25 protein-coding genes and 1 tRNA gene are annotated in these 26,165 nt (G+C 64.4%); 13 read left to right on the forward strand and 13 right to left on the reverse strand.

All coding sequences use genetic code 11. The annotated features are described in order from the left end of the window. Positions 1-341: transketolase C-terminal domain-containing protein (locus AC1DSD_RS21395; RefSeq protein WP_478032945.1), on the forward strand; the 341-nt coding region annotated here is incomplete at its 5' end. A 42-nt stretch (positions 342-383) separates the two neighbouring features. Here AC1DSD_RS21395 and AC1DSD_RS21400 read toward each other — a convergent pair. From AC1DSD_RS21400 to AC1DSD_RS21410, 3 genes are all read right to left on the reverse strand, one after another. Beyond that, positions 384-2,411, reverse strand: coding sequence for an alkaline phosphatase family protein (locus AC1DSD_RS21400; RefSeq protein WP_478032946.1), 2,028 nt, complete (start codon positions 2,409-2,411; stop codon positions 384-386). 51 nt (positions 2,412-2,462) lie between these two features. Next, positions 2,463-2,969 carry a hypothetical protein gene (locus AC1DSD_RS21405; protein WP_478032947.1) on the reverse strand — a complete coding sequence of 169 codons (507 nt, stop codon included), beginning with the start codon at positions 2,967-2,969 and terminating at the stop codon, positions 2,463-2,465. Between the two features lie 347 nt (positions 2,970-3,316). Continuing rightward, positions 3,317-3,988 carry an RBBP9/YdeN family alpha/beta hydrolase gene (locus AC1DSD_RS21410; protein ID WP_478032949.1) on the reverse strand — a complete coding sequence of 224 codons (672 nt, stop codon included), beginning with the start codon at positions 3,986-3,988 and terminating at the stop codon, positions 3,317-3,319. 179 nt (positions 3,989-4,167) lie between these two features. On the opposite strand from AC1DSD_RS21410, the gene AC1DSD_RS21415 reads away from it, so the two are divergent. The 5 genes from AC1DSD_RS21415 to AC1DSD_RS21435 all read left to right on the forward strand — a co-directional run bounded on the left by AC1DSD_RS21415 (position 4,168) and on the right by AC1DSD_RS21435 (position 7,276). After that, on the forward strand, positions 4,168-4,905 hold the full coding sequence (locus tag AC1DSD_RS21415; RefSeq protein WP_478032951.1) for a TlyA family RNA methyltransferase: 738 nt from the start codon (positions 4,168-4,170) through the stop codon (positions 4,903-4,905). A 114-nt stretch (positions 4,906-5,019) separates the two neighbouring features. Beyond that, positions 5,020-5,571, forward strand: coding sequence for a TspO/MBR family protein (locus AC1DSD_RS21420; RefSeq protein ID WP_478032953.1), 552 nt, complete (start codon positions 5,020-5,022; stop codon positions 5,569-5,571). A gap of 22 nt (positions 5,572-5,593) precedes the next feature. After that, on the forward strand, positions 5,594-5,869 hold the full coding sequence (locus AC1DSD_RS21425) for an accessory factor UbiK family protein (protein ID WP_066811629.1): 276 nt from the start codon (positions 5,594-5,596) through the stop codon (positions 5,867-5,869). Between the two features lie 88 nt (positions 5,870-5,957). Beyond that, positions 5,958-6,461, forward strand: a complete 504-nt coding sequence (locus AC1DSD_RS21430) for a type III secretion system chaperone family protein (protein ID WP_066826540.1) — start codon at positions 5,958-5,960, stop codon at positions 6,459-6,461. Between the two features lie 2 nt (positions 6,462-6,463). Further along, a complete protein-coding gene (locus tag AC1DSD_RS21435) occupies positions 6,464-7,276 on the forward strand; it encodes a pyrroline-5-carboxylate reductase family protein (protein ID WP_478032955.1) in 813 nt (270 codons plus the stop codon). A gap of 26 nt (positions 7,277-7,302) precedes the next feature. Here the strand turns inward: AC1DSD_RS21435 and AC1DSD_RS21440 are convergent, their stop codons facing one another. Beyond that, complete coding sequence (locus AC1DSD_RS21440; RefSeq protein WP_478032982.1) at positions 7,303-7,818, reverse strand: MarR family transcriptional regulator; 516 nt, start codon at positions 7,816-7,818, stop codon at positions 7,303-7,305. A gap of 78 nt (positions 7,819-7,896) precedes the next feature. Between AC1DSD_RS21440 and AC1DSD_RS21445 the strand changes: the two genes are divergently transcribed. Both AC1DSD_RS21445 and AC1DSD_RS21450 read left to right on the forward strand, forming a co-directional pair. Next, positions 7,897-8,988 (forward strand): branched-chain amino acid aminotransferase, encoded by a 1,092-nt coding sequence (locus AC1DSD_RS21445; protein WP_478032956.1) that lies wholly within the window; start codon positions 7,897-7,899, stop codon positions 8,986-8,988. A 78-nt stretch (positions 8,989-9,066) separates the two neighbouring features. After that, a tRNA-Gln gene (locus AC1DSD_RS21450) sits at positions 9,067-9,141 on the forward strand. Positions 9,142-9,248: 107 nt separating this feature from the next. Here the strand turns inward: AC1DSD_RS21450 and AC1DSD_RS21455 are convergent. Further along, on the reverse strand, positions 9,249-10,094 hold the full coding sequence (locus tag AC1DSD_RS21455) for an SDR family oxidoreductase (RefSeq protein WP_478032958.1): 846 nt from the start codon (positions 10,092-10,094) through the stop codon (positions 9,249-9,251). A 294-nt stretch (positions 10,095-10,388) separates the two neighbouring features. On the opposite strand from AC1DSD_RS21455, the gene AC1DSD_RS21460 reads away from it, so the two are divergent. After that, positions 10,389-10,760 carry a winged helix-turn-helix transcriptional regulator gene (locus tag AC1DSD_RS21460; RefSeq protein WP_478032960.1) on the forward strand — a complete coding sequence of 124 codons (372 nt, stop codon included), beginning with the start codon at positions 10,389-10,391 and terminating at the stop codon, positions 10,758-10,760. 85 nt (positions 10,761-10,845) lie between these two features. On the opposite strand, the gene AC1DSD_RS21465 is transcribed toward AC1DSD_RS21460, so the two are convergent. The 5 genes from AC1DSD_RS21465 to AC1DSD_RS21485 form a co-directional block, all read right to left on the reverse strand. Next, entirely contained in the window at positions 10,846-11,676 is an 831-nt protein-coding gene (locus AC1DSD_RS21465; RefSeq protein ID WP_478032962.1) for an SDR family NAD(P)-dependent oxidoreductase, read from the reverse strand. A 116-nt stretch (positions 11,677-11,792) separates the two neighbouring features. Then, positions 11,793-12,182 (reverse strand): winged helix-turn-helix transcriptional regulator, encoded by a 390-nt coding sequence (locus AC1DSD_RS21470; RefSeq protein WP_478032964.1) that lies wholly within the window; start codon positions 12,180-12,182, stop codon positions 11,793-11,795. Between the two features lie 55 nt (positions 12,183-12,237). Continuing rightward, the gene (locus AC1DSD_RS21475; protein WP_478032965.1) at positions 12,238-15,345 is read right to left on the reverse strand and encodes an efflux RND transporter permease subunit; all 3,108 of its coding nucleotides are present in this window, start codon (positions 15,343-15,345) and stop codon (positions 12,238-12,240) included. Continuing rightward, positions 15,342-16,424, reverse strand: a complete 1,083-nt coding sequence (locus AC1DSD_RS21480) for an efflux RND transporter periplasmic adaptor subunit (RefSeq protein ID WP_478032967.1) — start codon at positions 16,422-16,424, stop codon at positions 15,342-15,344. Before AC1DSD_RS21480 ends, AC1DSD_RS21475 begins: the two co-directional genes overlap by 4 nt. A gap of 80 nt (positions 16,425-16,504) precedes the next feature. Further along, positions 16,505-17,125, reverse strand: coding sequence for a TetR/AcrR family transcriptional regulator (locus AC1DSD_RS21485; RefSeq protein ID WP_478032969.1), 621 nt, complete (start codon positions 17,123-17,125; stop codon positions 16,505-16,507). A 93-nt stretch (positions 17,126-17,218) separates the two neighbouring features. Between AC1DSD_RS21485 and AC1DSD_RS21490 the strand changes: the two genes are divergently transcribed. After that, on the forward strand, positions 17,219-18,688 hold the full coding sequence (locus AC1DSD_RS21490; protein WP_478032970.1) for an efflux transporter outer membrane subunit: 1,470 nt from the start codon (positions 17,219-17,221) through the stop codon (positions 18,686-18,688). A gap of 227 nt (positions 18,689-18,915) precedes the next feature. Then, the gene (locus AC1DSD_RS21495; RefSeq protein ID WP_478032972.1) at positions 18,916-20,778 is read left to right on the forward strand and encodes a sensor domain-containing phosphodiesterase; all 1,863 of its coding nucleotides are present in this window, start codon (positions 18,916-18,918) and stop codon (positions 20,776-20,778) included. A gap of 149 nt (positions 20,779-20,927) precedes the next feature. Here AC1DSD_RS21495 and groL read toward each other — a convergent pair whose 3' ends face one another. The 3 genes from groL to AC1DSD_RS21510 all read right to left on the reverse strand — a co-directional run bounded on the left by groL (position 20,928) and on the right by AC1DSD_RS21510 (position 24,679). Beyond that, positions 20,928-22,511, reverse strand: coding sequence for a chaperonin GroEL (gene groL / locus AC1DSD_RS21500; protein ID WP_478032973.1), 1,584 nt, complete (start codon positions 22,509-22,511; stop codon positions 20,928-20,930). A 206-nt stretch (positions 22,512-22,717) separates the two neighbouring features. Next, the gene (yghU, locus tag AC1DSD_RS21505) at positions 22,718-23,596 is read right to left on the reverse strand and encodes a glutathione-dependent disulfide-bond oxidoreductase (RefSeq protein WP_478032975.1); all 879 of its coding nucleotides are present in this window, start codon (positions 23,594-23,596) and stop codon (positions 22,718-22,720) included. A gap of 177 nt (positions 23,597-23,773) precedes the next feature. Then, positions 23,774-24,679, reverse strand: a complete 906-nt coding sequence (locus AC1DSD_RS21510) for a cyclase family protein (protein WP_478032977.1) — start codon at positions 24,677-24,679, stop codon at positions 23,774-23,776. A gap of 89 nt (positions 24,680-24,768) precedes the next feature. Between AC1DSD_RS21510 and AC1DSD_RS21515 the strand changes: the two genes are divergently transcribed. Together AC1DSD_RS21515 and AC1DSD_RS21520 are read left to right on the forward strand one after the other, a co-directional pair. After that, positions 24,769-25,425 carry a sigma-70 family RNA polymerase sigma factor gene (locus AC1DSD_RS21515; protein ID WP_478032978.1) on the forward strand — a complete coding sequence of 219 codons (657 nt, stop codon included), beginning with the start codon at positions 24,769-24,771 and terminating at the stop codon, positions 25,423-25,425. 11 nt (positions 25,426-25,436) lie between these two features. Next, positions 25,437-26,078: a zf-HC2 domain-containing protein gene (locus AC1DSD_RS21520; protein ID WP_478032980.1), complete on the forward strand. Its 642-nt coding sequence runs from the start codon at positions 25,437-25,439 to the stop codon at positions 26,076-26,078. Positions 26,079-26,165 lie beyond the last annotated feature (87 nt).

The following is a 26,165-nucleotide window of genomic DNA, read 5'->3' on the forward strand; positions in this document are numbered from 1 at the left end:
AAAAGGGACTGTCGACCACGGTCGCCGACCTGCGCTTCGCCAAGCCGCTCGACGAGGAACTGATCCGCCGGCTGCTCACCACGCACGAAGTCGCGGTGACGATCGAGGAAGGGTCGATCGGCGGACTTGGCGCCCATGTGCTGACGATGGCGAGCGATAGCGGGCTGATCGATGGCGGCCTCAAGCTGCGCACCATGCGGCTGCCCGACATCTTCCAGGACCAGGACAAGCCCGAGCTGCAATATGCCCAGGCCGGGCTCGATGCCGACCATATCGTCGACACCGTGCTCAAGGCGCTGCGCTATAACGACTCGATCGTGGCTGATGGAGCAAGAGCCTGACGCTAGGCAGCCCCCTCCCGGCGGAGAGGGGGCATTGCCGGCTCAGTTCGTATCGGAGGGTGTAGCCTTGCGTGCGGCCCTGATCGCTTCGACTTGCGTCATCACTTCCTCGATATAGGCGGCAGCGCGTCCGCGGGTCTTGATCGCCCGGAATTCCGCGTAGAGCGCCGCCTTGGTCGCTTCTGACCTGTCGGATAGTTCGTATTTGGTCTTGAGCATGATCGCCAGCAGCCCCTGCAGATTGTCGCGTTCGGGGATCAGGGCTGTGGCGTCGAGCGCTTCCGCGCCGGCCGCCAAGTCTGCGGCAGCGGGGGCGGGCGGCGGCGCCGGGTCGTTGAGCGTGGTCGGGCAATCGGTCCGCGCGCTGCTCTGAAGCAGCGGCAGGACGCTGTTGGCGGCCTTGTCGCGCGCGGTCAGCGGCAGGACACCGAACACCTGTTCGATCGTCGCGAGCGCGGAACTGTGATCGTAGATCGTGTGGTCGACGCCTCCGGCCTGTACCCAGGGCGAGACGATGATAGCCGGTACCCGCACGCCATAAGTGTTAAAGGTGAAGCCAAATTCGCTCAGGCTGTCCTTCGCCCCCGGCGTGTTCGAACTGCCGTCGTCGGGCAGCGGAGCGGCGCCGGGCGGCACCGAGTCATAAAACCCGCCATGCTCGTCATAAGTGATGATCAGCAGGCTCTCGTTCCACAGCGGCGAGTTGCGGATCGCTTCGTAGACGGTCTTGATCAGTGCCTCGCCGCCGGTGACGCCATCCATCGGGTGCTGCGACGATCCGCCCTCGTACGATCCGTTGACGATGTTGCCGTAATTGGGCTCGATGAACGTGTATTGGTATGGATAATCGCCGGTCAGGTCTTCCGCCAGGTCGTTCACTGAATGCATCTCGGTCAGGAAGATATTCTTGAGCGACGCGACCTGCGCGACCGACCCGGCGATCGGTCCGTTGGGATCGTAATAGAGTCGGTAGGTGACGCTATCATTATTCAGCGCGTCGAAAATCGATCCGTGCGGATAGGTGAAGCCCGAGACACTCTCCCATTTGGCCATCTCTCCCTTGCTCGGACTATGATCGAGGCCATTGGACGACGCGCCATGGAGGAAGAAGCGGTTCGGCCAGGTCGGCCCCGGCAGCGACGAGAACCATTGGTCACACAGCACGAAATTGGTCGCGAGCTGGTAGGCCACCGGCAAGTCGGCCGCGGTATCGAAACACAGCATGATGTCGCCGATCTTATCCGGCGCCGGCGGTGACCCCTCGCTGTCCGTGGTGGCGTAATTCGCGGCAAAACCCGAATTGTTGATGGTGGGATAAGGGCCGTTGACCGGATAGATGGCGCCGACGCCGCCCAATTGCTCGACCACGTCGGGGAATTCGTGTCCAGGGTCGGCGGGCATGCTCGATGGCGCGCCGCCGCCTACATAATAGGTCGTGCCGTTATAGCTGTTGCTGTCGCTGGTCGTCGCGGCGATGATTCCGGGGATCCCGGACAGGGCGAACATGTTGTCGAACGAATGGTTCTCCAGCATCAGCACGAAGATGCGGCTGATCGGATAAGAGGGCCTCACCGTGCCCGCCGCGATCACGAAGCTGCTGTTGGTGCCCGACAGCGGCAGATTCAGCTGCGACGCGCCGTTGTTGACCGGTATGTTGAGGCCGGGCTGGCTGCTACTGACGATAGGCCCGCCGAGCCACCAATTGTTGGTCAGGGCATAGCTGCCCTGACCGATATTGAGGATCGCGCTACCCGATCCGCTGGCGGTGGTGACCTGGAGCTCCAACTGGAAGAAGAAATTGAGCTCTTCGGGTAGGCCGCCGCCGCCTGACGCGGCATAGGCGTTGAGGCTGTTATTGTTGCAATTGTTGTTGAAGGCCGTCGCCACAGGAGCGGATTTCTTGCGGTCGCAGACGAAGGTGATCGTGAAGACGCTGCCGTTCTTCTGGACCGTCGGCGGGGGCGCGCTGTCTTCTCCCGACGTGACATTCGCCGAATTGGCGACGTAGGTCATCGAGGCGATCGTTCCCGAATTGTCGGTGATCGTGAGGACGTTGGTGGAAATCGACATACGAATTCCTTTGCCTGGATGGGGAGCTATTCGAGTGGCGGCGCGCGCCGTTCAGGCGATCGTGCCTGGTCCGAACGTGTAGCTGCTGGTCGATCCCGACAGCGGCAGCTCCAGCGTATCGGCCGTGCCGGCAATGGGGATGGTGAGACAAGGCACGCTGCTGGTCACGATCGATCCGCCGAGCCACCAATTGTTACTGAGCGCGAAATGGCCCTGGCCAGTGTTGAGCGAGACGGTTGCGTTGCCCTGTGCCGTGGAGAAGGTCAGCTCGAGCGTGAAATAGAAGTTCAACTCGTCCGGCGTGCCGCCGCCGCCCGAGGCGGCATATACGTACGCGGTCCCGCCGCTGGCGTTGTTGAATGAGGTCGCGACATCGCTCGACCCCTTGCGGTCGGCGGCGAAAGTGATCGTCCAGACGTTGCCGCTGACGCCAATCGTTGCGGAATCGATGTAGCTCTCGCCCGATGTGACTACCGCCGAGCCGGAAATATAGGTTGCGCCGATCAGTGTTCGGGAGTTGTCGACGATCTGCAGCGCGTTGCTTGTAATAGAAGACATGTAGTCCCTCGCTATAGAATAGTTCTGGGCATGCGCGACAGTAATCCGCTGAATAAATCCAGCGAATACGATAAGGTTTACAAGAAGTTTACCGGCGGCCTTGGATACGACTCACGTCTATATTGAAGCGTTTGGTGTGCCAGAAGTCAATGATTCGGCGACAATAAATATAGATCAGATCGGACTTATTGTGGTTGCCAACAAGTTAAAGTCCTGCACGGCAATCGACGTGCGGACAGGCCGAGCTGACGGTTCGACATGAGCAAACGAGCGCCGGCAGGCGGCGCTCGTTCCTAACGATCGGTATCGGCATTCCCCCCGCGCCCGACAAGCGCGGGGGGAATGGGTCATTTGTGCAGATAATATTCCTGTGCCGCATCGGTCGCGTTGATCGCCAGGATCGAGCGCGCCTCGCCGGGCTTCAACGGATGGCCCGATCGGTCGGCCGATGCCGCGATGACACGGTCGAGCAGCCTGCGGCCTTCTTCCCACCAGCCGATCCCGCTGGCGGCATTGAGGTGGCCTTGAGCGCCGGCGTCGACGAAATGGCTGCCCCAGAACGAGGCCATGCTGCGCGCCTGCCCAATGTCGATCCAGGGGTCGTCGGTCGAGGCGACCAGGATCGAGGGGAAGGGGAGCGCCTTGCGCGGCGTAGGCGCGAAACCCTTGAGTTCCTGGGCGGTGTCGGGGCGGTCGGGATCGGCGGGGGCGACCAGCAAGGCGCCGGCGACCGGCCAGCCATAAGGCTGTGGGCTCATCTCCGCCCACCAGGCGACCGCGAGGCAGCCGAGCGAATGCGCGGCGAGGATCACCGGCGCCTTGGCCTGGCGCACCGCCTGGTCGATCTTGGTCACCCAGGTGTTGCGGTGCGGCTGGTCCCACATGCCGAGCTCGATACGATGCGTGTCGGGGCGCGACGTCTCCCACAGGCTCTGCCAGTGTGAGGGGCCGGAACCGCCCAGACCGGGGACGGTTAATATGGTCGGAAGTGTGCCGTCGGGATGCGTGAACTGTCCCATCGTTTCTCTCCAAGAGAGGGTGGGAAGAAGACGGCGTGGGCGCTCTAGGGGGACGACCGCGCTGCTATCTTCATCTTCTTCCCAACGCCCAATCTAATTCCTAGTTTCTTGATGGGAATAAGCTTGCGCCCAATTGCCGCCGGATTGCGACGGACGGAAATCGCGGTCATGGGAGAGGAATGGCAAAGGTTCGCGCCGACCAACTCATCACCGACCGCGGGCTCGCGGAAAGCCGTACGCGCGCGCAGGCGCTGATCATGGCGGGACTGGCGTTCGCCGGCGACAAGCGAATCGACAAACCGGGGCAGATGCTCGCCGCGGATGCCGCGATCGAGGTCAAGGGACGCGATCACCCCTGGGTATCGCGCGGCGGGATCAAGCTGGCGCATGCGCTCGACCATGCGGGCTGGGACGTGACGGGCGCGGTGGCGATCGACGTCGGGTCGTCGACCGGCGGGTTCACCGACGTGCTGCTGACCAAGGGCGCGGCGCGGGTCTATGCGGTTGATAGCGGCACGAACCAACTTGCCTGGAAGCTCAGGCAGGACGAGCGCGTCATCGTCCACGAACAGACCAGCGCGCGGATCCTGACTGCCGCGCATATCCCCGAGCCGGTCGACCTGGTCGTCTGCGATGCGAGCTTTATCGGCCTGGCCAAGGTGCTTGAGGTACCACTGCGCTTCGCGAAACCGGGCGCGCGGCTGGCGGCGCTGATCAAGCCGCAGTTCGAGGCCGGGCGAGGGGAAGTCGGCAAGGGCGGGGTGGTGCGCGATCCGGCGGTCCATCAACGGGTTTGCGACGAAGTCGCGGTGTGGCTGACCGGGAGCGGCTGGGTGGTCGAGGATATCGTCCAGAGTCCGATCACCGGGCCCGAAGGGAATGTCGAATTCGTTATCCTGGCGCGTCTGCCCGCCTAGGCCGTCCATTTCCAAGACGGTAAGCCTGCCCAGAATGCAGGTCACCGCTTGTCATCATGCTGCGACGCGGCAACACTAGCAAAGCCGCGTGCCGAGCGCGCAAGAGGATTGCTGATGGAAATCGCGACCAAGGAACAATTGCGCGGGGTGTTTCTACGCTGGGCGGTGGTGACGGTGCCGCTGATCCTGCTATTGGGTTTCGCGTCCAGCCGGATCGCGCCGGCGGGAGCGCAGAACCGCTGGTATGCCGCGCTCGTCCGCCCCGGGATCACGCCGCCCGATTGGGTGTTTCCGGTCGCCTGGAGCGCGCTCTACATTCTGATGGGGCTGGCGCTGGCGATGATCATCAACGCGCGCGGATCGCGGTTGCGGGGGCTGGCGATCGCCTTGTTCGTGCTTCAGCTGGTGCTCAACCTCGCCTGGTCGCCGCTATTTTTCGGCATGCATCAAGTGTCGTCCGCGTTGTTCCTGCTGGTCGCGATCTTCGTCGCGGCGCTGGCGACGACGCTGATGTTCGGCCGGATTCGCCCCGCGGCGGCGTGGCTGATGGTGCCGTATCTGGTCTGGTTGTGCTTTGCCGGCGTGCTCAATTGGGAAATCGACAGGCTCAATCCCAATGCATCGACGCTTGTACCGTCGTCACCGAGCGCCCAGATGAACTTCTGATCAAGATTACGGGATACCAGACATGCAATCCGAAAACCGGATGTTCGACGACCTCGTCAAGTTCGTGAACGGCGCCGCCGGCACCCTGGCGGGGATGGGCCGCGAGGCCGAAGCCGCGACGCGCGAGCGCGCCAAGGAATGGATCGGCGGGCTCGATTTCGTCAGCCGTGACGAGTTCGAGGCCGTCAAGGCGATGGCGGCGGCAGCGCGCGACGAGGCCGATGCACTGAAGGCGCGCCTCGACGCGCTGGAGGGCAAGGCAGCGCCTGCGGCCAAGCCGAAATCCACAAAGCCCTGAACCGATTTTCCACAGCTTTCTCCACGATCCCGTTGCGCGTGTCGGCCGCAACGGGCAGATTCGCATGAGATGACCAGCGAGACCCACGATGCTCGATGAGAGCGATTTCCAGCGCGAGGATGCGGCGCCGATCGACATGATCGAGAGCTATTATGCCGCGCATGGCTGGGAGCATCAGCGCCACGACGATGAGGTGGTCGCGACGGTCAAGGGCAGCTGGACCGAATATGAGCTGCGCGCGCTGTGGCGCGAGGAGGATTGCGTGCTGCAATTCCTCGCTTTCCCCGACATCCGCGTGCCCGACGACCGCCGCGTCGCGATCTACGAGGCGATCGGGCTGATCAACGAACAATTGTGGATTGGCCATTTCGAATTGTGGTCGTCGAGCGGGATCGTGCTCTATCGCCACGCGGCGATGATCGACGGCACTGATGGTGGGACACTGACGCTGGAAGGCGCCGAATTGCTGATCGAATCGGCAATCGACGAATGCGAGCGCTTCTATCCTGTGTTCCAGTTCGTCCTTTGGGGCGGCAAGACCCCGAAGGAGGCGCTCGCGGCGTCGCTGACGGAGACGCAGGGCGAGGCGTGAGCATGGCGGCCGCGGTTCCTCGCCGGCTATGGCTGATCGGTTGCGGCAATATGGGCGGCGCGATGCTGTCGCGCTGGGTCGACAGCGGCGCGGTGCAAGGCGACGCGGTCGATGTGGTCAACCGTCATGACCGCGACCTCCCCAATGGTGTGCGCCAGGCGCGTGCACTGCCCGACGGCCCGCCGCCCGACGCGGTGATGCTGGCAATGAAGCCGCAGCAACTCGACGAGATCGTTGCTGCCTATGGCGAGCGTATCCGTCAGGCGCCGGTGCTGATCTCGATCCTAGCGGGGGTCGAGGAAGCCACGCTGGCTGAGCGTTTTCCCGGCCCGGCGATCATTCGTGCGATGCCGAACCTGCCCGTCGCGCTCGGCAAGGGTGTGGTCGCGCTTTATGCCGATGGCGCCCCGCCATCCGCCAGGGACGCGGTGGCGGCATTGATGGCGCCGCTCGGACTCGTCGAATGGACCGCGGATGAGGCGATGTTCGGCGCGGTCGGCACGCTCGAAGGGTGCGGCCCGGCGTTCCTGTTTCGCTTCATTGATGCGCTGGCAAAGGCCGGCGAAGCGCTGGGCATCCCTGCCGATCAGGCGGCGCGCCTGGCGCTGGCGACGATCGACGGCGCGGCATCGATGGCGTCCGGGTCGGAGGCGACACCAGCAATCCTCGCCGACCGCGTCGCCAGTCCGGGCGGGTCGACACGGCAGGGACTGAACGTGCTCGATCGCGACGATGCGCTGATCCGGCTGATGACCGAGACGCTGCAGGCCGCCGAACGCCGCGGCCGCGAAATGGCCGCCGCCGCGAAGCGCTAATGAAGCACTAATACTGAGGAATTTGATTAGCGCCGTTGTCCCGGCGGCACCGAATTCTCGCGCCAATTGTGGACCCGGTCGCGTTCCGTCGGCGGGATCAGCCCTTCGAGTACTGCCCAAAAGCCGGTCACCGCTTGCTGGCCTGCCGCGCTATAGGCGCGAGCGATGATGTCGCGGGCATGGTTGAACAACTCGGTGTCGAGCTCATAGCCCGAATCGGTCAGCCGGAGCAGCCGCTGCCGCCGGTCGCGATCGCCGATCCGCGTTTCGACCAAATGGCGGTCCTCGAGCTCGGTCAGCACGCGTCCCAGCGATTGCTTGGTGACGCCCAGGATCGACAGCAATTCGCTGACCGAAATGTCGGGATGGCGGCCGATGAAATAGAGCGCGCGATGATGCGCGCGGCCGATTCCGCGCTCGCCCAGATTCTGGTCAACCGCCTTCGTCAGCCGGCTATAGGCGAAAAAGAGCATTTCGGATCCTCGGCGAATCTCGGATTCGCGGAGGAATTGGGCCGAAGCGGCTGGTGTTGGGGCAGTCATGTTGACCGGTTTTGCCACCGGGATTAATCTACGGCAAGCCTTGGACGCGCGCGATTTGTGGCGCTATGGCCGATTGTCATGAATATCGCCGCGCATTTTCCGCTCAACGCCACCGCGTCGCCCACCCCCAATGAGGTCCGCGCCGAAAAACTCGTCAATCCGGGTTTTGGCCGCGTGTTCACCGATCACATGGCGATCGCACATTACAGCGAGGAAAAGGGCTGGCACGATCTCGCCATCGCGCCGCGCCAGCCGCTGACGGTCGATCCCGCCTGCGCCGTGCTGCATTACGCGCAGGAGATTTTCGAAGGGCTCAAGGCCTATCGTGGCGCGGACGGCGGCATCACCATGTTCCGCCCCGAGGCGAATGCCCGCCGCTTCCGCCAGTCGGCCGAGCGGCTGGCAATGCCGTTATTGCCCGAGGAATTGTTCGTCGAATCGTGCCGCGCGTTGGTCAGCGCGGAGCGCGACTGGATCCCGACCAGCGAGGGCGGGTCGCTCTATCTGCGTCCGTTCATGATCGCCAGCGAGACCTTCCTCGGGGTCAAGCCGTCGTCCGACTACATCTATATGGTAATCGCTTCGTCGGTCGGTGCCTATTTCAAGGGCGGCGCGCCCGCCGTGTCGATCTGGGCGTCGGAGACGTATACGCGCGCAGCCCCCGGCGGCACCGGCGCGGCCAAGTGCGGCGGCAATTACGCCGCCAGCCTGATCGCGCAGGCCGAGGCGATCAAGCTGGGCTGCGACCAGGTCGTGTTCCTCGACGCGGTCGAACGCCGCTATGTCGAAGAACTGGGCGGGATGAACGTGTTCTTCGTGTTCGACGACGGATCGCTCGCGACTCCGCCGCTCAGCGACACGATCCTGGCCGGCATCACGCGCGATTCGCTGATCAGGCTGGCGCGCGACCGCGGCATCACCGTTCGCGAAGAGAAATATGCGCTCGATCAGTGGCGCGCCGATGCGGCAAGCGGACGGCTGATCGAGGCCTTTGCCTGCGGCACCGCGGCGGTGGTCACGCCGATCGGTCAGGTCAAGGCGAGCTCGGGCGATTTCACCATCGGATCGGGCGGCCCGGGCCAGCTCACCATGTCGTTGCGCGAATCTCTGGTCGCGATCCAGACCGGCGCGGCGCCCGATCCCTACGACTGGCTCGACCGGATCGCATAAGGCTTTTTCAGGGCTTTGCAGGATCGCGCGCGCCGTTATAAGCGCGCGCTCCCGCCGGGATATGTCGGCGGGGAATGTTGGGGCGTCGCCAAGTGGTAAGGCAGCGGCTTTTGGTGCCGCCATTCGCAGGTTCGAATCCTGCCGCCCCAGCCAACCTCCTGTTTCAGGAGGTTTCGAGAAGCACCAGAAGGTGCAAAATAACTTATTTATAGAACCGGTGCGCCTCACCGTGGTGCCACCGGTCGTATAACGGCAAAAGCTTAGCCGATCGCCGCCGCAACCGCATCTGCGAGCGGCGTGGTCGGCCGGCCGATCAGCTTCGAGAGCTGGCGGTCATCGTCGAACAGCGCGCCGTTCGAGGCGTCGACATCCCACGCTGCCAAACCGTCGGCCACGCCCTCGGGAAGACCAACCTGCTTCAGGATCGCGGCATAGTCAGCCTGCGGCAGGTCACGATAGGGGATGTCCCGGCTGGCCTGGCGTGAGATTTCGGCGGCGAGGTCGGCGAGCGTCACCGCATCGTCACCCGCCAGCTCATAGATCTTGCCCTCATGGCCACCACTGGTCAGCACGACGGCCGCCGCCTCGGCATAGTCGGCGCGTGTCGCGAGCGAGAGACGGCCGTCGCCTGCGCTTCCGACAAAGGCGCCGTTGGCGAGCGCAGCAGGGACCGAAGCGGTATAGTTTTCCGTATACCAGCCGTTGCGCAGGATCGTCGTGGCAATAGCCGAAGCGGCCAGCGCCGCCTCGGTCGCGCGATGCTCTTCGCCCAGGCTGATCGGCGAGCGGTCGGCGTGCAGCAGGCTGGTATAGACGATGCGCTTGACGCCCGCCGCCTTGGCCGCCGCAATCACGTTACGATGCTGCGCTTCGCGCTGTCCGACCTCGCTCGACGAAATCAACAGCAGTGTGTCGACCGCGGCGAGCGCCGGGGCGAGCGTGTCGGGATGCGCATAGTCGAACGCGCGCGCCTCGACGCCTAGGTCACTCGCCTTCTCGGGCGAGCGCACGAGCGCGACGATCGGCTCGCCGGCCGCCTTCTCCTTGAGACTCTTGACGACGAGGCGGCCGAGATGGCCGGTGGCTCCGGTAACGGCGATGGTCATAGATATTCTCCTTTGATGAAAGTTTTAGCCGTACATTCGGCCTGGAATTTCCTGTTGTCGTTCTTCCACTCGCTGCGGGGAGGGATTGTCTCGATGATGTCCCAATGCTCGACGACCTTGCCGTTCTCGAAACGGAACAGATCGTAGTAGGAGGTCGGCTTGTGGAGCGCCGGCGGGGCGAGGCCACGCGGCTTCAGATTCCTTGTCTTGGTTTCGAATGGGAACTAGGTGCAAATTGTGCAGCAAGATGTAAAGAAGGCACCGTTGCGCCACCTGATTACCCGTAGGAAACCGATGATCGATCCAAACGCCTATGCCGCCGCCTGCCCCAGCCGCATCGTGCTCGACCGCGTGGCGGACAAGTGGACCGTGCTGCTGCTGGGCATCCTTGCCAAGAGGCCGACGCGCTTCAACCAGCTACGGCGCGAAATCGAGGGGCTGTCTCAGAAAGTGCTGTCCCAGACACTAAAGAATCTGGAGCGGAATGGTCTCGTCACGCGCAAGGCGTTCGCGACGGTGCCCGTCACGGTCGAATATAGCATTACGCCGCTCGGCAAGACGCTCGCTGGACAGATGGAGGCGCTGCTCCACTGGGCCGAGGAGAATGTCGATCAGGTGCTGGAGGCGCAGCGCCGCTACGACGAAGCGGCGGCGTCTGCCCTCTGAGCGAGGCGTTCGAGCACGAACGATATTTGTCCGGCGCTCTACCCGCAAAAACGCACTCTGCGGAGGCGAGTTGCGATTACTGACATCATCCCACAATTCGTTTCATTGTGGCGCGCTGCATCGAACGGGGTGTCAGGCGATTTGAAAATGCAACCAGGTTGTTCAAGAAGCCGGGAATCACGGAGGCTTTCCCTCGTCCCAGGGCCCGGAGACCGCTTTCGGCGACGGGGCGGGGCTTCATGGTCAGAAGGCGCAGCATGGGCGAAACGGGAGCATCGGCGGCCGCATCGAAGCCCGTTTCGGTGTGCCCTGGGCAAAGACTGGTGACGACTACACCGTGCGGGCGAAGTTCGTCGTGCAGAGCTTCGCCAAAAGCCAGCACATAGGACTTCGTAGCTGCGTAAGCCGCATAATTGGGAGCAGGTTGGAGTCCAAGGAGACTGGCAATGAGGAGAATCTGCCCGGTTCCCCGGGATGCCATGTCCCGCCCGAAGACATAGCTCAACTCGGTGACCGCCGTGATGTTGAGCTGAATCATATCCGCTGTGCGCTCGATCGGCGTTTCCAGAAATTCGCCGTGCAACCCATATCCCGCATTGTTGACCAGAATGTCGATCTGTAGCGCCCGTTCGTCCAGGCTGCTTTTCAACCGGGCAGCGGCTCCAGGCGCGGCAAGGTCGATCGGCTCGACAACGACATCGACGCCATGTTTCTGGCGGAGGTCGGCGGCGAGCTTTTCCATTGGCTCCCGCCGTCGGGCGGCGAGCACAAGATTGACCTTCTGCGCCGCCAGCAGCTCGGCAAATTCGAGCCCGAGGCCGCTTGAGGCGCCTGTGATCAGCGCCCGTTTTGCCCGGGCGCCATTCGGCTTTTCACCCGCGGAGATCTGCGTTCCGGTATCAGCAGCTTGTTGCATCAGCTTTTCCTTTCAACGACCGTATCCTGCCCGGCGCCTTCATGTTTTTCGCGCGATATGCCTCGGAGTGCTGCCGGACGAATTCCGCAACGCCGAGCGGCGGCGAAACCGCCGAGCTAGCTCGCGGGCGAAGGGCCAACGGCCGTGATATGGCCCGGCCGCGCCGCGCCGAGCCCTTGTGCTCGCCAGTTCGCCAGCGCCTCCAACGCCGGCCTCAAGCCGTTGGCCGGATCGGCGAGCCGGTAGACTTTGCTGGCCGATGGTGGCGGCAGGGAGTGCCGCTCCACGAGCCCCGCATTTTCCAGAGCGCGAAGCCGGTCGGTCAGAACGTTCGCGCTCACGCGGGGGATGGCCGCCTTCAAATCGGAGAAACGGCGCTCTCGAAGGTTCAGGCACAACAATATCTCCAGCACCCAGCGGCCCTCGATCCAGTCGAGCGGATCGCCGTTCGGCCGCGGATGAGCAGAGGCAACCGCCGGGCTGGAAGAGGGGCGGGGGCCGGTCAAATTTCCCTCCTGCGCCATGAGACCGCGGCGGGCCTGTGCGGGGACAGGGCCGCCCTCATGCCGCCGCCACTGCGACGGGTTCCGGACTCTGGCCGTCGGGCTTGATCCGGTACCAGAGGGCATAGAGCGCGGGCATGAAGACGAGGGTCAGGATCGTGCCGATCAGCGTGCCACCGATCAGCGTGAAAGCCATGGCTCCCCAGAACACCGAATGGGTGAGTGGGACGAAGGCGAGGACGGCGGCCAGCGCGGTCAGGATCACCGGGCGGGATCGCTGCACGGTCGCCTCGACCACGGCGTCGAACGGCGTCCGGCCGAGCCCCTCGTTCTCGTGGATCTGGCCGATCAGGATGAGCGTGTTGCGCATCAGGATCCCCGCGAGTGAGATCAGCCCCAGGATCGCATTGAAGCCGAAGGGCTGGCCGGTCAGCAGCAGCGTCGGCACCACGCCGATCAACCCGAGAGGGGCGGTCAGCAGCACGATCGCCATCGCGGAGAACTGGCGAACCTGCAGCATGATGACGATCATCATCAGCAGGATCATGATCGGGAAGACCGGCGCCAGCGCGGCATTGGCCTTGGCCGCTTCCTCGATCGAGCCGGCCATGTCGATGTGATAACCCGGCGGCAGCGTGTCGATGACCGGCTGGAGCTTCTTGAACATGGCGGTGGAGACGTCGGGTGGTTGCAGGCCGTTGGCGATGTCGCCGCGCACGGTGATCGTCGGCACGCGGTCGCGGCGGAGCAGGATCGGATCCTCCATGCGCAGTTCGAGCTTCCCGATCTGGCTGATAGGAACACGCTGCCCATTCGCCGCGGTCAGGGTGAAATCGCCGATGCGCGCCGGATCGAGCCGCGTCCCGCCGGCGGAACGCGCGACAACATCGACGGTCCTGATGTCCTCGCGGGCCTGCGAGACCGTCACGCCCGAGAGCAGGAACTGGAGTTGTTCGCCGACGTCGCTCGAGGTCAGGCCCATTGCGCGGAGCCGATCTTGATCGAGCACGAAATGCAGCGTCGGCACGCGCTCGCCCCAATCGGTGTTGACCGTGCGCATCGTCGGGTCGGCGGTCATGATCGCGCGAACCCGGTCGGCAATGACACGCGTCCTGTCGACGTCGGGACCGCTGACGCGGAACGCCACGGGATAGGGTGAGGGGGGGCCGAAGACGAGTTGCGTCACCCGCACGCGCGCGGCAGGCGCGAGGCCGTCGGCAGCCGCCCGCCGCAGACGCTCCTTCAAGGCATCGCGTGCTTCCTCCGATGGCGTGCGTACGACGATCTTGGCGAAAGACGGGTCGGGTAGTTCTGGCGTAAGCGACATGAAGAAGCGCGGCGCACCTTGCCCGACATAGGCGGTGACGACCTTCGACTCGGGCTGCTTGCGCAGCCAGGCTTCGACCTGCGCGCTGGCAGCGCTGGTTTGCTCGATCGAGGTGCCCTTGGGCATCTGAACTTCGATCAGGACCTCGGGCCGGTCGGATGTGGGGAAGAACTGCTTCTTCACCAGCACCATGCCCGCACCGGCGATCAGGAATGCGGCCAGCGTCGCGATCGTCACCACCCGGTTGCGCGTTACCGCCCAGCGGATCAGCCCGCGCACCCTCTGGTAGCGCGGTGTCTCATAGATGGCGTCATGGCCGCCCTGGACCGGCTTGATCGCCGGCAGCAGCTTGACGCCCATATAAGGAGTGAAAATAACGGCGACGACCCAGGAGGCGAGCAGAGCGAAGCCGACCACCCAGAAGATGTTGCCGGCATATTCGCCGGCGGTCGACCGCGCGAAGCCGACCGGCATCAGGCCGATCACCGTCACCAAGGTGCCTGCCAGCATCGGCGCCGCGGTATGGCTCCAGGCATAGGCCGATGCCTTGATGCGGTCGAAGCCTTCTTCCATCTTCACGACCATCATCTCGATCGCGATGATCGCGTCATCGACGAGCAGCCCGAGCGCGAGAACCAGCGAGCCCAACGTGATGCGATCGAGCACGCGTCCGGTCGCCCACATGATGACGAGGACGATCGCGAGCGTCAGCGGTACCGCTCCCGCCACGACGATGCCGACCCGCCAGCCGAGCGCGATCAGGCTGACGATCATCACAATCGCCAGTGCTTCGAGAAACGTCCGCATGAACTGGTCGACGGCGGCCGTGATATTCACCGACTGGTCGGTTACGGGGACCAGTGCCATTCCGAGCGGCAGCTCGGACGAGATCGCCTTGACTTCGGCGTTCAGCGATTTGCCCAGATCGAGCCCGTTCCAGCCCTCGCGCATCACCACGCCCAGCAGCAGGGTCGGTTCGCCCTGGTTGCGGATAAGGAAGGTGGCAGGGTCTTCATAGCCGCGCCGGACCTCGGCGATATCCGCCAGGCGCAAGGTGCGGCCATTGGCGGCGATCGGCAGGTCGCGGACCTTCTCCAGATCGTCGAATGCGCCGTCGAGCCGCACCTGCATCTGCGGGCCGTTCGCCTCGATCGCGCCCGCCGGGGTAATCAGGTTCTGCTGTGCCAGCGCCGAGAATATCGCGCGCGGCGCGATGCCCAACGTCGCCAAACGGTCCTGTGCGAACTCGACGAAGATCCGCTCCCGCTGCTCGCCGACGATATTGACCTTCTTGACGCCGGGCACATGCAGCAGCCGCTGGCGCAGCGACTCCGCCTGCCGGACGAGGTTCCGCTGCGGTTCGCCCTTTGCCTTCAAGGCATAAAGCGCGAAGGTCACGTCGCCATATTCGTCGTTGACGAACGGCCCCGCTACGCCCTGCGGCAGGTTGGGCGCCTCGTCCTGCAACTTCTTGCGCGCCTGGTAGAATTGCTCCGGCACCTCGGATGGGGGTGTCTGGTCGCGCAGAATCAGCGTGGTGAACGCAAGGCCAGGCCGCGTGAACGTCTCCGCGCGGTCGTACCAGCGCAGCTCCTGGAGGCGTTTTTCGAGCGGCTCGGCGACCTGGTCCTGCATCTCCTGTGCGGTGGCGCCGGGCCAGGCCGAGACCACGGTCATTTGCTTGATGGTGAAGCTCGGATCCTCGGCGCGGCCCAGGCTGAGGAAGGCGACGATTCCGGCAGCGGAGATGGCGATGATGAAGAATAAAGTGACCGCCCGCTCGCGCACCGCCAGCGCGGACAGGTTGAACCTGCCGCTGGGTTCAGGAGCGCCGCTCAACGCACCGCTCCCGCATCGATGCGGACGGCCTCGCCCTGATGGAGCATGTGCGCGCCCAGCGCGACGAAGCGCTCGCCCGATCGCAATCCGGCCGACACGACGGCATTTTCCTCACCGATGGAAGCCAGGCGCACCGGCCGCCACGTCACCTTGGCGTCGGTCTTGCCGGTGACGACCCAGACTCCCGGTCCGCGCCCGGGGTCGTAAATCGCGCCGAGCGGAACGGAAATGGCCTGAGGTTGACCGGGAACGCCGACGCGGACGGTTACAGTCGAACCCAAGGGCGCGGTCGCGGGGGCGCCGGCCAGCACGAACCGGGCTTCGAAGGTTCGCGTCGCCGGATCGGCGGCATCGCTCAACTGGCGCAAGCGCGCAGTGCCGGCGAGACCGCTGTAGGTCCGCGCCTCCGCTACCGTATCCAGCGCAGGGCGAAGCGTCTCGGGCAGCGCGACGATCGCTTCGCGGGGGCCTGACCGCGCCAGCCGAACGACGGTCTGGCCGGCGGTCACCACCTGGCCCGGCTCGGCCAGCGTTTCGGCGACGGTGCCGTCCGCGTCGGCGACCAGCACGGTATAGCTGGCATCGTTCCGGCTGACGCGCGCTTGTGCTTCCGCGGTCGAAAGTGCGGCCCGGGCGGAAAGGGCGTCGGCCTTTTTCTGTTCATAGAGCGACGCCGACGCCGCGCCCGCCGAAACCAGATCGCGATAGCGAAGCTCGTCGGCGCTGGCCTGGGCCGCGCGGGCCCGGGCGGCCTCGACCGCTCCCGCCGTAGCTTGCGTCGCGAGCTTGTAGTCGGTCGGGTCGATCCGCATCAACGGTTGGCCGCGGCGGACGGCCTGGCCCGCGTCTACCAGTCGCGCCACGACCTTGCCGCCGACGCGAAAGGCGAGGTCGCTCTGTACGCGCGCGCCGACGATCCCGGTGAATTCGCGTGCGGACCCCTCGGCCAGCCCCGCTTGGGCGGTCCGCACCAGCGGAGGCGCAGTGCGCGGATCGGCGTCCGATCGTCCGCATCCGGCAAGCGCGCTGGCCGCCAGTCCAAGAATTCCGATGCTTCGCGCGCAAGACGATATCGACACGCAGGTTCCTCCTGTTTCAGTAGGAACTCTATGTCATCGTGTGACCAATATGTCAACTAGTCACATGTAATCAATTCGCCCTAGGGCGCGAGGCTGCGCAGTACCAATCCGGTCACCTCGGTTTGGGCATCGGGAAGAAGGTCGAGGCTGCGCTCGAGAAAAACCGGGTCGATGAAGGGCCTCAGCGCATAGAAAATCGACCGGCAGGTCTCGTCGAGCGGTGTCTTGCGCTCGAACTCGCCGCTCTCGCGTCCTTCCCTCAGAATCTCTTCGAGCAGGCTCTGGAGGCGCTCGGTATAGGCCCGCGCGACCTCCCAGTTTTCGGACGAGGCATTGACCGCGATCTCGTAAAGCTTGCGATCGGAGAAGAGCAGGTCGACGGTCGCAGTGGTCGCGGTTCTCGCAAATCTGCGCAGCTTATCGGTTGCGTCCTGCCCTTGGTCCACCGCCTCCCGGACCTGGTCGAACAGCGCATCCACGCAGTCGCCGCAGATCGCCTCGCCGATCGCCTGCTTCGATTCGAAAAACCGGTAGATATAGGCTTTGGAGAAGCCGATCTCCCGCGCCAGATCCGCCACCGTCGTCTTCGCATAGCCATAATGAGCGAAGCATTCGCGCGCGGCCTTGACGATCTGATCCCGGACCGAATGTTCTGCCGGCCCGCGTACGGGCGCTGCCTTTTCTGCAATCTGCGTTTTCATGACCAACCTTTAGCGCGAAAGTCGGCGATTGACAAATTGTGACCAATTGCGTTATTGGTCACATGAAACTCATCAGCTGATCGGCGATATTCCATGCGCTTCTTTCGTACCCTGATCGCGGCATCCACAACGGCTCTTCTCGCGGGTTGCGCGGTCGGTCCTAGCTATGTTGCGCCGCAGATGGCCGCACCGCCAGCTTTCATCGGCGGTCCTGCGGTCGATGCCAATGCCGAGCGGGCAGCCAAGGTCGACCTGGCCAATTGGTGGCGGTCTTTCGACGATCCGCTGTTGGCGAGCCTGGTCGATCGGGCGCTGGCGCAAAACCTGGATCTGCAACAGGCCCGCGCTCGCGTGATGCAGACGCGCGCCGCGCTACGCTACGCCAATGCCGACCTTCTTCCGTCGGGTCAGATCAGCGGCCAGGCGAGCGAGAATTATCAGTCACGCGAGACACCGCAGGGCCGGATCGCCAGCGCACTGCCGGGTTTCCAGAGAGAGGCGCAGAGCTATGAGCTGAACCTCGGCGCGAGTTGGGAAATCGATCTGTTCGGCGGCAAGGATGCCGCGCGCGACGCGGCCCGCGCCGATTGGCAAGCTTCCTCCGCGGCGGCGGTTGCCGCCAGGCTCGCCGTCGCCGCGCAGACCGCCGACACCTATATCGCGATCCGCGGCCTGCAGGCGCGACTCGGGGTCGCGCGGGACCAGCAAAAGATCCAGCAACAGTTGGTCGACCTGACTGCGTTGCAATATCGCAAGGGCGTTGCGGCGGAGCTGCAACTGAGCCAGGCCCAGGGCGCGCTCGCGCAAGTGAAAGCCGTCATTCCGGAGCTCGAGCAGAATCTCGACAGCTCGATGAATGCCTTGGACGTCCTGCTCGGGCTCCAGCCTGGCTCGACCCGTCCCGAGCTTGCGGCCGTCGCGCCGATCCCGATCGTCCCCGCGGTTTCCAGCGCGGGTGGCCCTGCGGCCTTGCTGCGGCGGCGGCCCGACATCATCGCGGCCGAGCGCACGCTTGCCGCATCGAACGCCCGCATCGGCGTCGCCATCTCGGAATATTATCCCAAATTCTCGCTGAGCGGTCTGCTCGGCACGGCGACGATGGGCGTGGGCAGCTTGTTCGGGGGGGGAGCCACCCAGGCGAGCGGAATCCTCGGGTTGCGCTGGCGGCTGTTCGATTTTGGCCGCATCGATGCCGAGATCGCTGCCGCGCGCGGCCGCAACAGCGAAGCGTTGGCCGCCTATCGCCTCGTCGTCCTGCGGGCCTCGGAGGATGTCGAGAACGCCTTTTCAAGCGTGGTTAAACAACAGGCACGCGCGCAAATCCTTGCCGAGGGCGATACGTCGCTGAGCAAGGCTCGGGGCTCAGCTTTTGCGGCGTACAAAGCTGGCGCATCCAGCCTGCTCGAGGTGCTCGACGCCGACCGGCGCGTGCTGGAGACGCGCGACGCCGAAATTCAGGCAAAGGCGGCCGCCGCTCGCGCCGCCGTCGCTTCGTACCGGGCGTTGGGCGGCGGCTGGGATGCGCCGACGCCAATCGCGGAGCCCGTGGCAGCGGCGCAATGAGCTTGAACTTCGCCATTTGCCGGTTCACCTGCCCACCGACCTGATCGTGCACGAATCCCGCGGCGGGTGAATCGAAACCAGCTTTTTGTAAAATTGGCGAGGGTTGGTGCCGTTATCTAAAGATTAACCAAGAAACCTCACGTGACCTTGACGGTGTTTGCCGCACGACGTGCGCTTACCCTCACGATTGGCTTGCCGTGCTTCCCCTTCAACACATCATTCTAGAGATGATTGCGACCGGAAGCTCTCTGGAGGCCACCGCCGATCGTCTTTGCTCCGAAGTCGAGGCTTTGCTGCCTGGTGTTATCTGCTCCGTTTTGACGGTCGATCGCGGCGGCTTCCTGCGTCCACTATCGGCGCCTAGCCTGCCGTCGGACTATTCCGCAGCGCTGGATGGTATCCCAATCGGACCCGCAGCAGGCTCGTGCGGAACGGCCGCATATCTCAAGAAGCCGGTGGCCGTCGCGGACGTCGCGAGCGATCCCAAATGGGCCGCATTCAGGCACCTTGTTCTGCCGCTGGGGCTGGCGGCGTGCTGGTCGAGCCCTATCAGCGACGCGAGCGGAATGGTCTTGGGAACCTTCGCGATCTATTACCGCGAGCGGCGCGGCCCGACCCCAGCTGAAGAGCAGATCGTCGCAAACTGCACCCACCTTTGCGCGATCGCGATGGAGCGACACGACCGTTTGCTCGAGCACGAGCGTAAGGCGAACGTCGACGAGCTCACTGGGCTGCTGAATCGGGCCTCCTTCAACCGAGCGCTCGCAGGCTTGTCCTGTGACGAGCCGGGGTCTTGGGCGATCATGGTCCTCGATCTGGATAATCTAAAGGTGACGAACGACACCTTTGGCCATCATGTCGGCGACGAGCTCTTGCGGGAGGTCTCGTCCCGGCTCGCTACCGCCTCAGCGCCGGCAAAGGCCTTTCGGATCGGGGGCGACGAGTTTGCGATCATCTGGGAAACGCCGGAGGCACTTCGGGATATCTCCGATACGGCACAGCGCATCCTCAATTGCCTGGCTGAGGCGGCTTCATGCGATGGGCATTTGGTCTCTCCGCAGGCGACGATCGGCGGCGCCGTGCTGTCGATCGGAGATGCGACTGCTGAGACAGTCCGCCAGAAGGCGGATTTCGCTCTATATCACGCCAAAGAGACGGGCAGGGGCGGGTTCGTCCGCTACTGGCCCGGCATCGGGACGGCGATCACGAAACGGCTAACGGCTATTCGCGACCTTGGGGACGCGCTTCGCGAGAATCGCGTCGAGGCCTATTATCAGCCAATCTTCCGCCTCGACACGCGCGAAGTGGTCGGCGTCGAGGCGCTCTGCCGCCTGATGACGCCTGACGGTGAAATCATTCCCGCCGCGGCGTTCAGCGATGCGACCTCGGATGCGCAGATCGCGTGCTCGCTGACAGAACGCATGCTGGGACGCATCGTGGCCGACATCCGCCACTGGCTCGACCTTGGCATAGCATTTCAGCATGTTGGTCTGAACGTGTCCTACGCCGACGTCCATCGCGGCAAGCTCGGCGGTCAGCTCAGCGCTGCGTTCGCGGCCGCGGATGTGCCACTCAAGCATCTAATCGTCGAGATCACCGAGAATGTTTATATGGGGCGCCGTGACCATGTCATCGCCCGTGAAATCAAGGCGATGCGAGCGCTGGGACTACGGGTGGCGCTCGACGACTTTGGTACCGGCTTCGCCTCCCTGACCCATCTGCTAACCGTCCCCGTCGACATTCTCAAGATCGACAAGAGTTTTGTAGACAGCCTCTCGCCGGGAAATCCCAGCAGCGTGATCGTCGAGGGACTTTTGAGCATCGCCGAAAAGCTCGGCATCCGCGTGGTCGCCGAGGGTATAGAGACCGAGAGCCAGGCGGAGCAGTTGAGCGCCCTGGGCTGCGTACTCGGGCAAGGTTACCTGTTCTCGCCAGCGGTCGATCGCGTCGCCATGACCGAAATGCTGGTTCGATTCGGGCAATCGTTGCCCGCAGAAAGGCCGTCGCGGGGCGCCGCATGGATGCACACCGGCGGCGCGGATGTCGGCGCCAATCAGAGCGCGCGTCTCTTGAGACAAGGCGGGCAGTAAAGCGCCGATCATAAGCCTGCCGCCGCCAGGATCGCGCAATGAACGCCGGCGACATTGGGAGCTCCCGCAGGCGGGCTACACCGGCCCGAGACTTGTGCCATCCTACGCGGCTCTCGGACCGGGTAGATGGATCCTGCCGCCCCAGCCAATCAGTCCGACGCCTGGACGATGGCCGCTTCGGTCGTCAGCAGCAGTCCCGCGACCGACGCTGCGTCCTGCAGTGCCGAGCGGACGACCAAGGTCGGGTCGATCACGCCGGACTGGACCAAATTCTCATAGGTTTCGGTCTGGGCGTTGAAACCCATGTCCGGATCGTTGCCCTCTATCAGCCTTGCGCAGACCACGCCGCCGTCATGGCCCGCATTCTCGGCGATCTGGCGCAGCGGCGCCGACAGCGCCCGGCGGACGATGTCGATGCCACGATCCTGGTCGGCATTGTCGCCCTTCACATCCTCCAGCGCGCTCACCGCGTGGAGCAGCGCGGTTCCGCCGCCGGGGAGGATTCCCTCCTCCACCGCGGCGCGCGTGGCGTGGAGCGCGTCGTCGACGCGATCCTTGCGTTCGGTCATCTCGACTTCGGTCGATGCGCCGACCCGGATGATCGCGACGCCGCCCGACAGCTTCGCCAGTCGCTCCTGGAGCTTTTCCTGATCATATTCGCTGTCGGTATTCTCGATCTGCTGGCGGATGGCTTCGACCCGTGCGGCGATAACCGCGGGATCGCCCGCGCCGTCGACGATCGTCGTGTCGCTCTTGTCGATCGAGACGCGCCGGGCGGTGCCGAGCATGTCCAGCGTCACACCCTCGAGCTTGATGCCGAGCTCTTCGCTGACGACCATGCCCTTGGTCAGGATCGCGATGTCCTCGAGCATCGCCTTGCGGCGATCGCCAAAGCCCGGCGCCTTGACCGCGGCGACCTTCAGGCCGCCGCGCAGCTTGTTGACGACGAGCGTAGCCAGCGCGTCGCCTTCGATATCCTCGGCGATGATCAACAATGGCCTGGCCGCCTTGGCGGCGGCCTCGAGGATCGGCAGCAACGCTTCGAGCTTCGACAGCTTCTTCTCATGGATCAGGATGCACGGGTCCTCGAGCTCGACCGTCATCTTCTCGGCATTGGTCACGAAATAGGGGCTGAGATAGCCGCGATCGAACTGCATGCCCTCGACGATTTCGAGCTCGAACTCCATGCCCTGCGCGTCTTCGACCGAAATCACGCCTTCCTTGCCGACCTTGTCCATCGCCTTGGCGATCATCCGGCCGATTTCCTCGTCGCCATTGGCGGAGACGATGCCGACCTGGGCGATCTCGTCATTGTTGGCGACCGGCCTGGAGCGCGTCGCCAGATGTTCGACGACGCGGATGACGGCGAGGTCGATGCCGCGCTTGACGTCCATCGGGTTGACCCCTGCGGAAACTGATTTGAGTCCCTCGCGGACGATCGCCTGGGCGAGCACGGTGGCGGTGGTCGTGCCGTCGCCGGCATGATCCTGGGTTCGCGAGGCGACCGCGCGCATCATCTGCGCGCCGAGATTCTCGAACCTGTCCTGAAGCTCGATGTCCTTGGCGACGGTCACGCCGTCCTTGGTGATCCGGGGTGCGCCATAGCCCTTGTCGATCAGAACGTTGCGGCCCTTGGGGCCGAGCGTTGCTTTGACGGCATCCGCGAGCAGATCGATCCCGCGCGTGATTGCCTCGCGCGCGTCGCGCGAGAATTTGATGTCTTTGGCTGGCATGGAAATCGGGCCGTTCGGTTGCTGGAACGCGACGGAAGCGTCGCTATCACAACCGAAGCCAGCGCTGCGATCTGCGAATTGGCACTAAGGAAGCGCGAGTGCCAGTGCCCCACATGTGGGGGCAATCGCGATTATGCGCAAGACGGCGACCGGGGCATTTCGACCCCCAGCCGGTCTCGGCCGGCTGGGAGCCCCATCCGATAGCGTCAGTCAGCCGGTTCCAGCTTGTCCGCGGTACGCAGCTCGAAATCGCTCGCGTCGTGGCGCTCGTGGAGTTGTTCGGACGGCTCGCCCATCACGCGATTGACCATGCGGCCGCGCTTGAACGCCGGCCGCTCGAAGATCTGGTCGGTCCAGCGGATCACGTTCTTATAGTCCTGCACCTGCAGGAACTCGCCGGCGTCATAGGCCAGCCCCTTGACCAGCGCGCCGTACCAGGGCGCGGTTGCCATGTCGGCGATCGAATAATCCTTGCCGCCGAGATATTCGCTCTCGCCCAGCCGGCGGTCGAGCACGTCGAGCTGACGCTTCACTTCCATCGCATAGCGGTTGATCGGATATTCCTGCTTGAACGGCGCATAGGCATAGAAATGCCCGAAGCCGCCGCCGAGGAACGGCGCGCTGCCCATCTGCCACATCAGCCAGGACAGGACTTCGGCGCGAGCCGGATAATCCTTGGGCAGGAATTCGCCGAACTTCTCGGCCAGGTAGATCAGGATCGCGCCGGATTCGAACACGCGCACGGGCGCGGCCGGGTCGGTGTGATCCATCAGCGCGGGGATCTTGGAATTGGGGTTGGCGGCAACGAAGCCGCTGCCGAACTGGTCGCCCTGGTTGATGCGGATCAGCCAGGCGTCATATTCGGCGCCGGTGTGACCGAGCGCGAGCAATTCTTCGAGCATGACCGTCACCTTCACCCCGTTGGGCGTGGCGAGCGAATAGAGCTGCAGCGGATGCTTGCCGATCGGCAGCTCCTTGTCGTGGGTCGGCCCGGCGATCGGCCGATTGATATTGGCGAACGCGCCGCCGTTTTCCTTGTCCCAGGTCCAGATTTTCGGGGGGGTGTAATCGGTCGGCTCGCTCATCGGTGCAGCTCCACGTTTCGCGGCCGGAACTTCCCGGTCGCGCCGACGCTAGCTAGGAAGCCCGATCGGGTTTCGCCACCTTGAAGGCGCGCCCTCAAGGGTTCTCATGAGACTATCGGTGTTGTCGCTAGTGCGATGCCGATCGCGCGCCCGTGCCATCACGCGATCGCAGGGGCGTCACGCCTCCAATACCGCATGGGCTCGCACCGGAAACGTGCCCATCTTGCTGACCTTTGGCGGCACTGCCCAAAAGCGGAATCCGTCGATCGGGAGCTCATCCATATTGGTCATATGCTCGACGATCGGGATGCCCGCGCCGAGCAGGATCGTATGCACCGGCCGTTCGCCGCCGGAAACATCGTCGATATTGTAGGAATCGATGCCGACGACCAGCGCGCCGTGATCGCGCAGATAAGTGGCGGCATCGGCGGTAAGGAACGGGTGGTCCTCGAAATATTGATCGGTCCGCCAATGGCGATCCCACCCGGTCTGCACCAGCACCGCGCGGCCGCCGACATCGCTCGCGGCAAAGGCGGTCCAGTCGATCGCGCGCGCCGCTTGCCCCGCGACACGCACCACGACGGCGGGAACGCCGCTGACGCGGTCGAGATCGAGCCCGGAAAGGTCATAGCCCTCGGCGTAACGATGGAACGGCGTGTCGAGATAGGTGCCGGTATTTCCGACCATTTCGATCTTGCCGATCTGGAACTCGGTCCCTTCGGCATAAATCGCGCGCGATTGCTCGCGCGATAGATGATCGCACATCAGGGGAGCAGGCAATCCCTTATAGGTGATCATGCCGTCTTCGATCGTATGGCTGAGGTCGATGCGGCGGCTCGTGTCGGCCACCGTCGGTCGAGCGGCCACGGCGGCGCGTTTGTGTCGCTCCTCGATGATCCGCTTGTTGAGGATCCGCACCGTGCCGACCATGAGCAGCCGCAGATCGGCGATGATATAGGCTGCGAGCGCGTCGTCGGTGATGTCGTCGCCATCGATATCGAGCCGGAAATCCTGGCCCTGGATGCCGCCCCCGTTCGAAAATTCGACCTCGAAATCGAAACACGCCCGCTTGTCGCCCACCATTCTTACCTTTCCAGCCGCGCTAAGTCGTGACGCCGATCTAGTGTCAAATCGTCCTGTCACGCCAGCGCGAACGCGGCAGGATCGTCACGATGAACTATCCGATGCGCCTCCGGCACAAACCCGGTATCATGGGTGCGGCGGCGGATGGTGAAGGTGAGGTCAGGTTGATAGCGGTGCGCGAGCGGGGGCGCAGCGGCGGATCGGAAGCCGAGATGGCGCTGTTCGCGCGCGTCGTGGGCGGCGACCGGGCGGCGTTCGAGGAATTGTACCGCCTCTACCATCCCCGGCTGACGCGGTTCCTGCTCAACCTGATCCGGCGGCCGACCCTGGTCGAGGAAGTGCTCGACGACACGATGATGGTGGTGTGGGATCGCGCCGACAGTTTCAACGGCGCGAGCAAGCTGTCGACCTGGATTTTCGCCATTGCCTATCGCAAGGCGATGAAGGGGCTGAAGCGGCAGGACGAGGCGGTCGAGGATAAGGACGCCGAGAACCGTATCAGCGACGCGGCGAGCCCCGAGGAAGTATCGAGCCGCCACCGCATCAATGCCTTGCTGATGCGCGCGATGGACGAATTGTCGGCGGCGCACCGGGCAGTGGTGGACCTGACGTATTTCCACGAACTGGGCTATCGCGAGATTGCGACGATCCTCGAATGCCCGGTCGACACGGTGAAGACCCGCATGTTTCATGCTCGCCGGCACCTCAGGCGTCGCCTGGCCGGCGAGTTGACCGACTGGATTTAGGAAGACGTTCGATGGCTGAGATCATCCGGCTGCGCGGCAGCCCTCATGAACAGGCGCAGCACTTGCTGCCCTGGTACGTCAACGGCACGCTGGAGGCCGACGACGCGGCGATGGTCGAGGCGCATCTCGCCGAGTGCGCCGAATGCCGCGCCGATCTGGCGGCGGAACAGGTCCTCGCGCGCGAGGTCGCGGGGTTGCCGATCGATGTCGAACATGCCTGGGCGGCGCTAAGCGAGCGGATCGACACGGCGGGACCGCCGCGCCGGCTGGCCGAGCCGGTGCCGTTCCTGCGCCGCAAGGTGGCGATGGGCTGGGCGCTCGGTGGGCCGCTCGCGGCGGCGGCCGCGGTCGCGTTTGCTGTCATGGTTGTGCCGGACGCGCCATCGCCCGCTGGCGAGACTTATCGTGCGCTGGGATCGGCACCGACGGCACAGCCGGGCAATGCGCTGGTGATGTTCCGGCCCGATGCCCGCGACGTCGACCTGCGCGCCGCGCTGACCAAGGCAGGCGCGCGCGTCGTCGATGGCCCGACCGCGACCGGTGCCTATGTCGTGCGGATTGCGCCCGATCGCCGGGGCCAGGCGATCGACGGCCTGCGCGCCACGCCGCAGGTCGTGCTGGCCGAGCCGATCGACCCTGGATCGCAGCCATGACCTGGCGCGGATGGTTCCGGYTCTGCCTGGCCTTGTGCGGTGCCGCCGCGCTCGGCGTGGTGACGCCGGGCCATACGCAGGAGCGGC

It is taken from the genome of Sphingomonas sp. P4_D12, assembly GCF_056401895.1.

What these genes read in the sequence shown, in the direction of transcription:
- AC1DSD_RS21485 (WP_478032969.1), bottom strand. Translation starts at nt 17,125, where the DNA reads ATGAAAACGCAGATTGCAGAAAAGGCAGCGCCCGTACGCGGGCCGGCA.
- AC1DSD_RS21495 (WP_478032972.1), top strand. Translation starts at nt 18,916, where the DNA reads ATGATTGCGACCGGAAGCTCTCTGGAGGCCACCGCCGATCGTCTTTGC.
- AC1DSD_RS21490 (WP_478032970.1), top strand. Translation starts at nt 17,219, where the DNA reads ATGCGCTTCTTTCGTACCCTGATCGCGGCATCCACAACGGCTCTTCTC.
- AC1DSD_RS21435 (WP_478032955.1), top strand. Translation starts at nt 6,464, where the DNA reads ATGGCGGCCGCGGTTCCTCGCCGGCTATGGCTGATCGGTTGCGGCAAT.
- groL (WP_478032973.1), bottom strand. Translation starts at nt 22,511, where the DNA reads ATGCCAGCCAAAGACATCAAATTCTCGCGCGACGCGCGCGAGGCAATC.
- AC1DSD_RS21465 (WP_478032962.1), bottom strand. Translation starts at nt 11,676, where the DNA reads ATGCAACAAGCTGCTGATACCGGAACGCAGATCTCCGCGGGTGAAAAG.
- AC1DSD_RS21405 (WP_478032947.1), bottom strand. Translation starts at nt 2,969, where the DNA reads ATGTCTTCTATTACAAGCAACGCGCTGCAGATCGTCGACAACTCCCGA.
- AC1DSD_RS21430 (WP_066826540.1), top strand. Translation starts at nt 5,958, where the DNA reads ATGCTCGATGAGAGCGATTTCCAGCGCGAGGATGCGGCGCCGATCGAC.
- AC1DSD_RS21460 (WP_478032960.1), top strand. Translation starts at nt 10,389, where the DNA reads ATGATCGATCCAAACGCCTATGCCGCCGCCTGCCCCAGCCGCATCGTG.
- yghU (WP_478032975.1), bottom strand. Translation starts at nt 23,596, where the DNA reads ATGAGCGAGCCGACCGATTACACCCCCCCGAAAATCTGGACCTGGGAC.
- AC1DSD_RS21510 (WP_478032977.1), bottom strand. Translation starts at nt 24,679, where the DNA reads ATGGTGGGCGACAAGCGGGCGTGTTTCGATTTCGAGGTCGAATTTTCG.
- AC1DSD_RS21455 (WP_478032958.1), bottom strand. Translation starts at nt 10,094, where the DNA reads ATGACCATCGCCGTTACCGGAGCCACCGGCCATCTCGGCCGCCTCGTC.
- AC1DSD_RS21520 (WP_478032980.1), top strand. Translation starts at nt 25,437, where the DNA reads ATGGCTGAGATCATCCGGCTGCGCGGCAGCCCTCATGAACAGGCGCAG.
- AC1DSD_RS21410 (WP_478032949.1), bottom strand. Translation starts at nt 3,988, where the DNA reads ATGGGACAGTTCACGCATCCCGACGGCACACTTCCGACCATATTAACC.
- AC1DSD_RS21515 (WP_478032978.1), top strand. Translation starts at nt 24,769, where the DNA reads ATGAACTATCCGATGCGCCTCCGGCACAAACCCGGTATCATGGGTGCG.
- AC1DSD_RS21420 (WP_478032953.1), top strand. Translation starts at nt 5,020, where the DNA reads ATGGAAATCGCGACCAAGGAACAATTGCGCGGGGTGTTTCTACGCTGG.
- AC1DSD_RS21400 (WP_478032946.1), bottom strand. Translation starts at nt 2,411, where the DNA reads ATGTCGATTTCCACCAACGTCCTCACGATCACCGACAATTCGGGAACG.
- AC1DSD_RS21415 (WP_478032951.1), top strand. Translation starts at nt 4,168, where the DNA reads ATGGCAAAGGTTCGCGCCGACCAACTCATCACCGACCGCGGGCTCGCG.
- AC1DSD_RS21445 (WP_478032956.1), top strand. Translation starts at nt 7,897, where the DNA reads ATGAATATCGCCGCGCATTTTCCGCTCAACGCCACCGCGTCGCCCACC.
- AC1DSD_RS21425 (WP_066811629.1), top strand. Translation starts at nt 5,594, where the DNA reads ATGCAATCCGAAAACCGGATGTTCGACGACCTCGTCAAGTTCGTGAAC.
- AC1DSD_RS21440 (WP_478032982.1), bottom strand. Translation starts at nt 7,818, where the DNA reads ATGACTGCCCCAACACCAGCCGCTTCGGCCCAATTCCTCCGCGAATCC.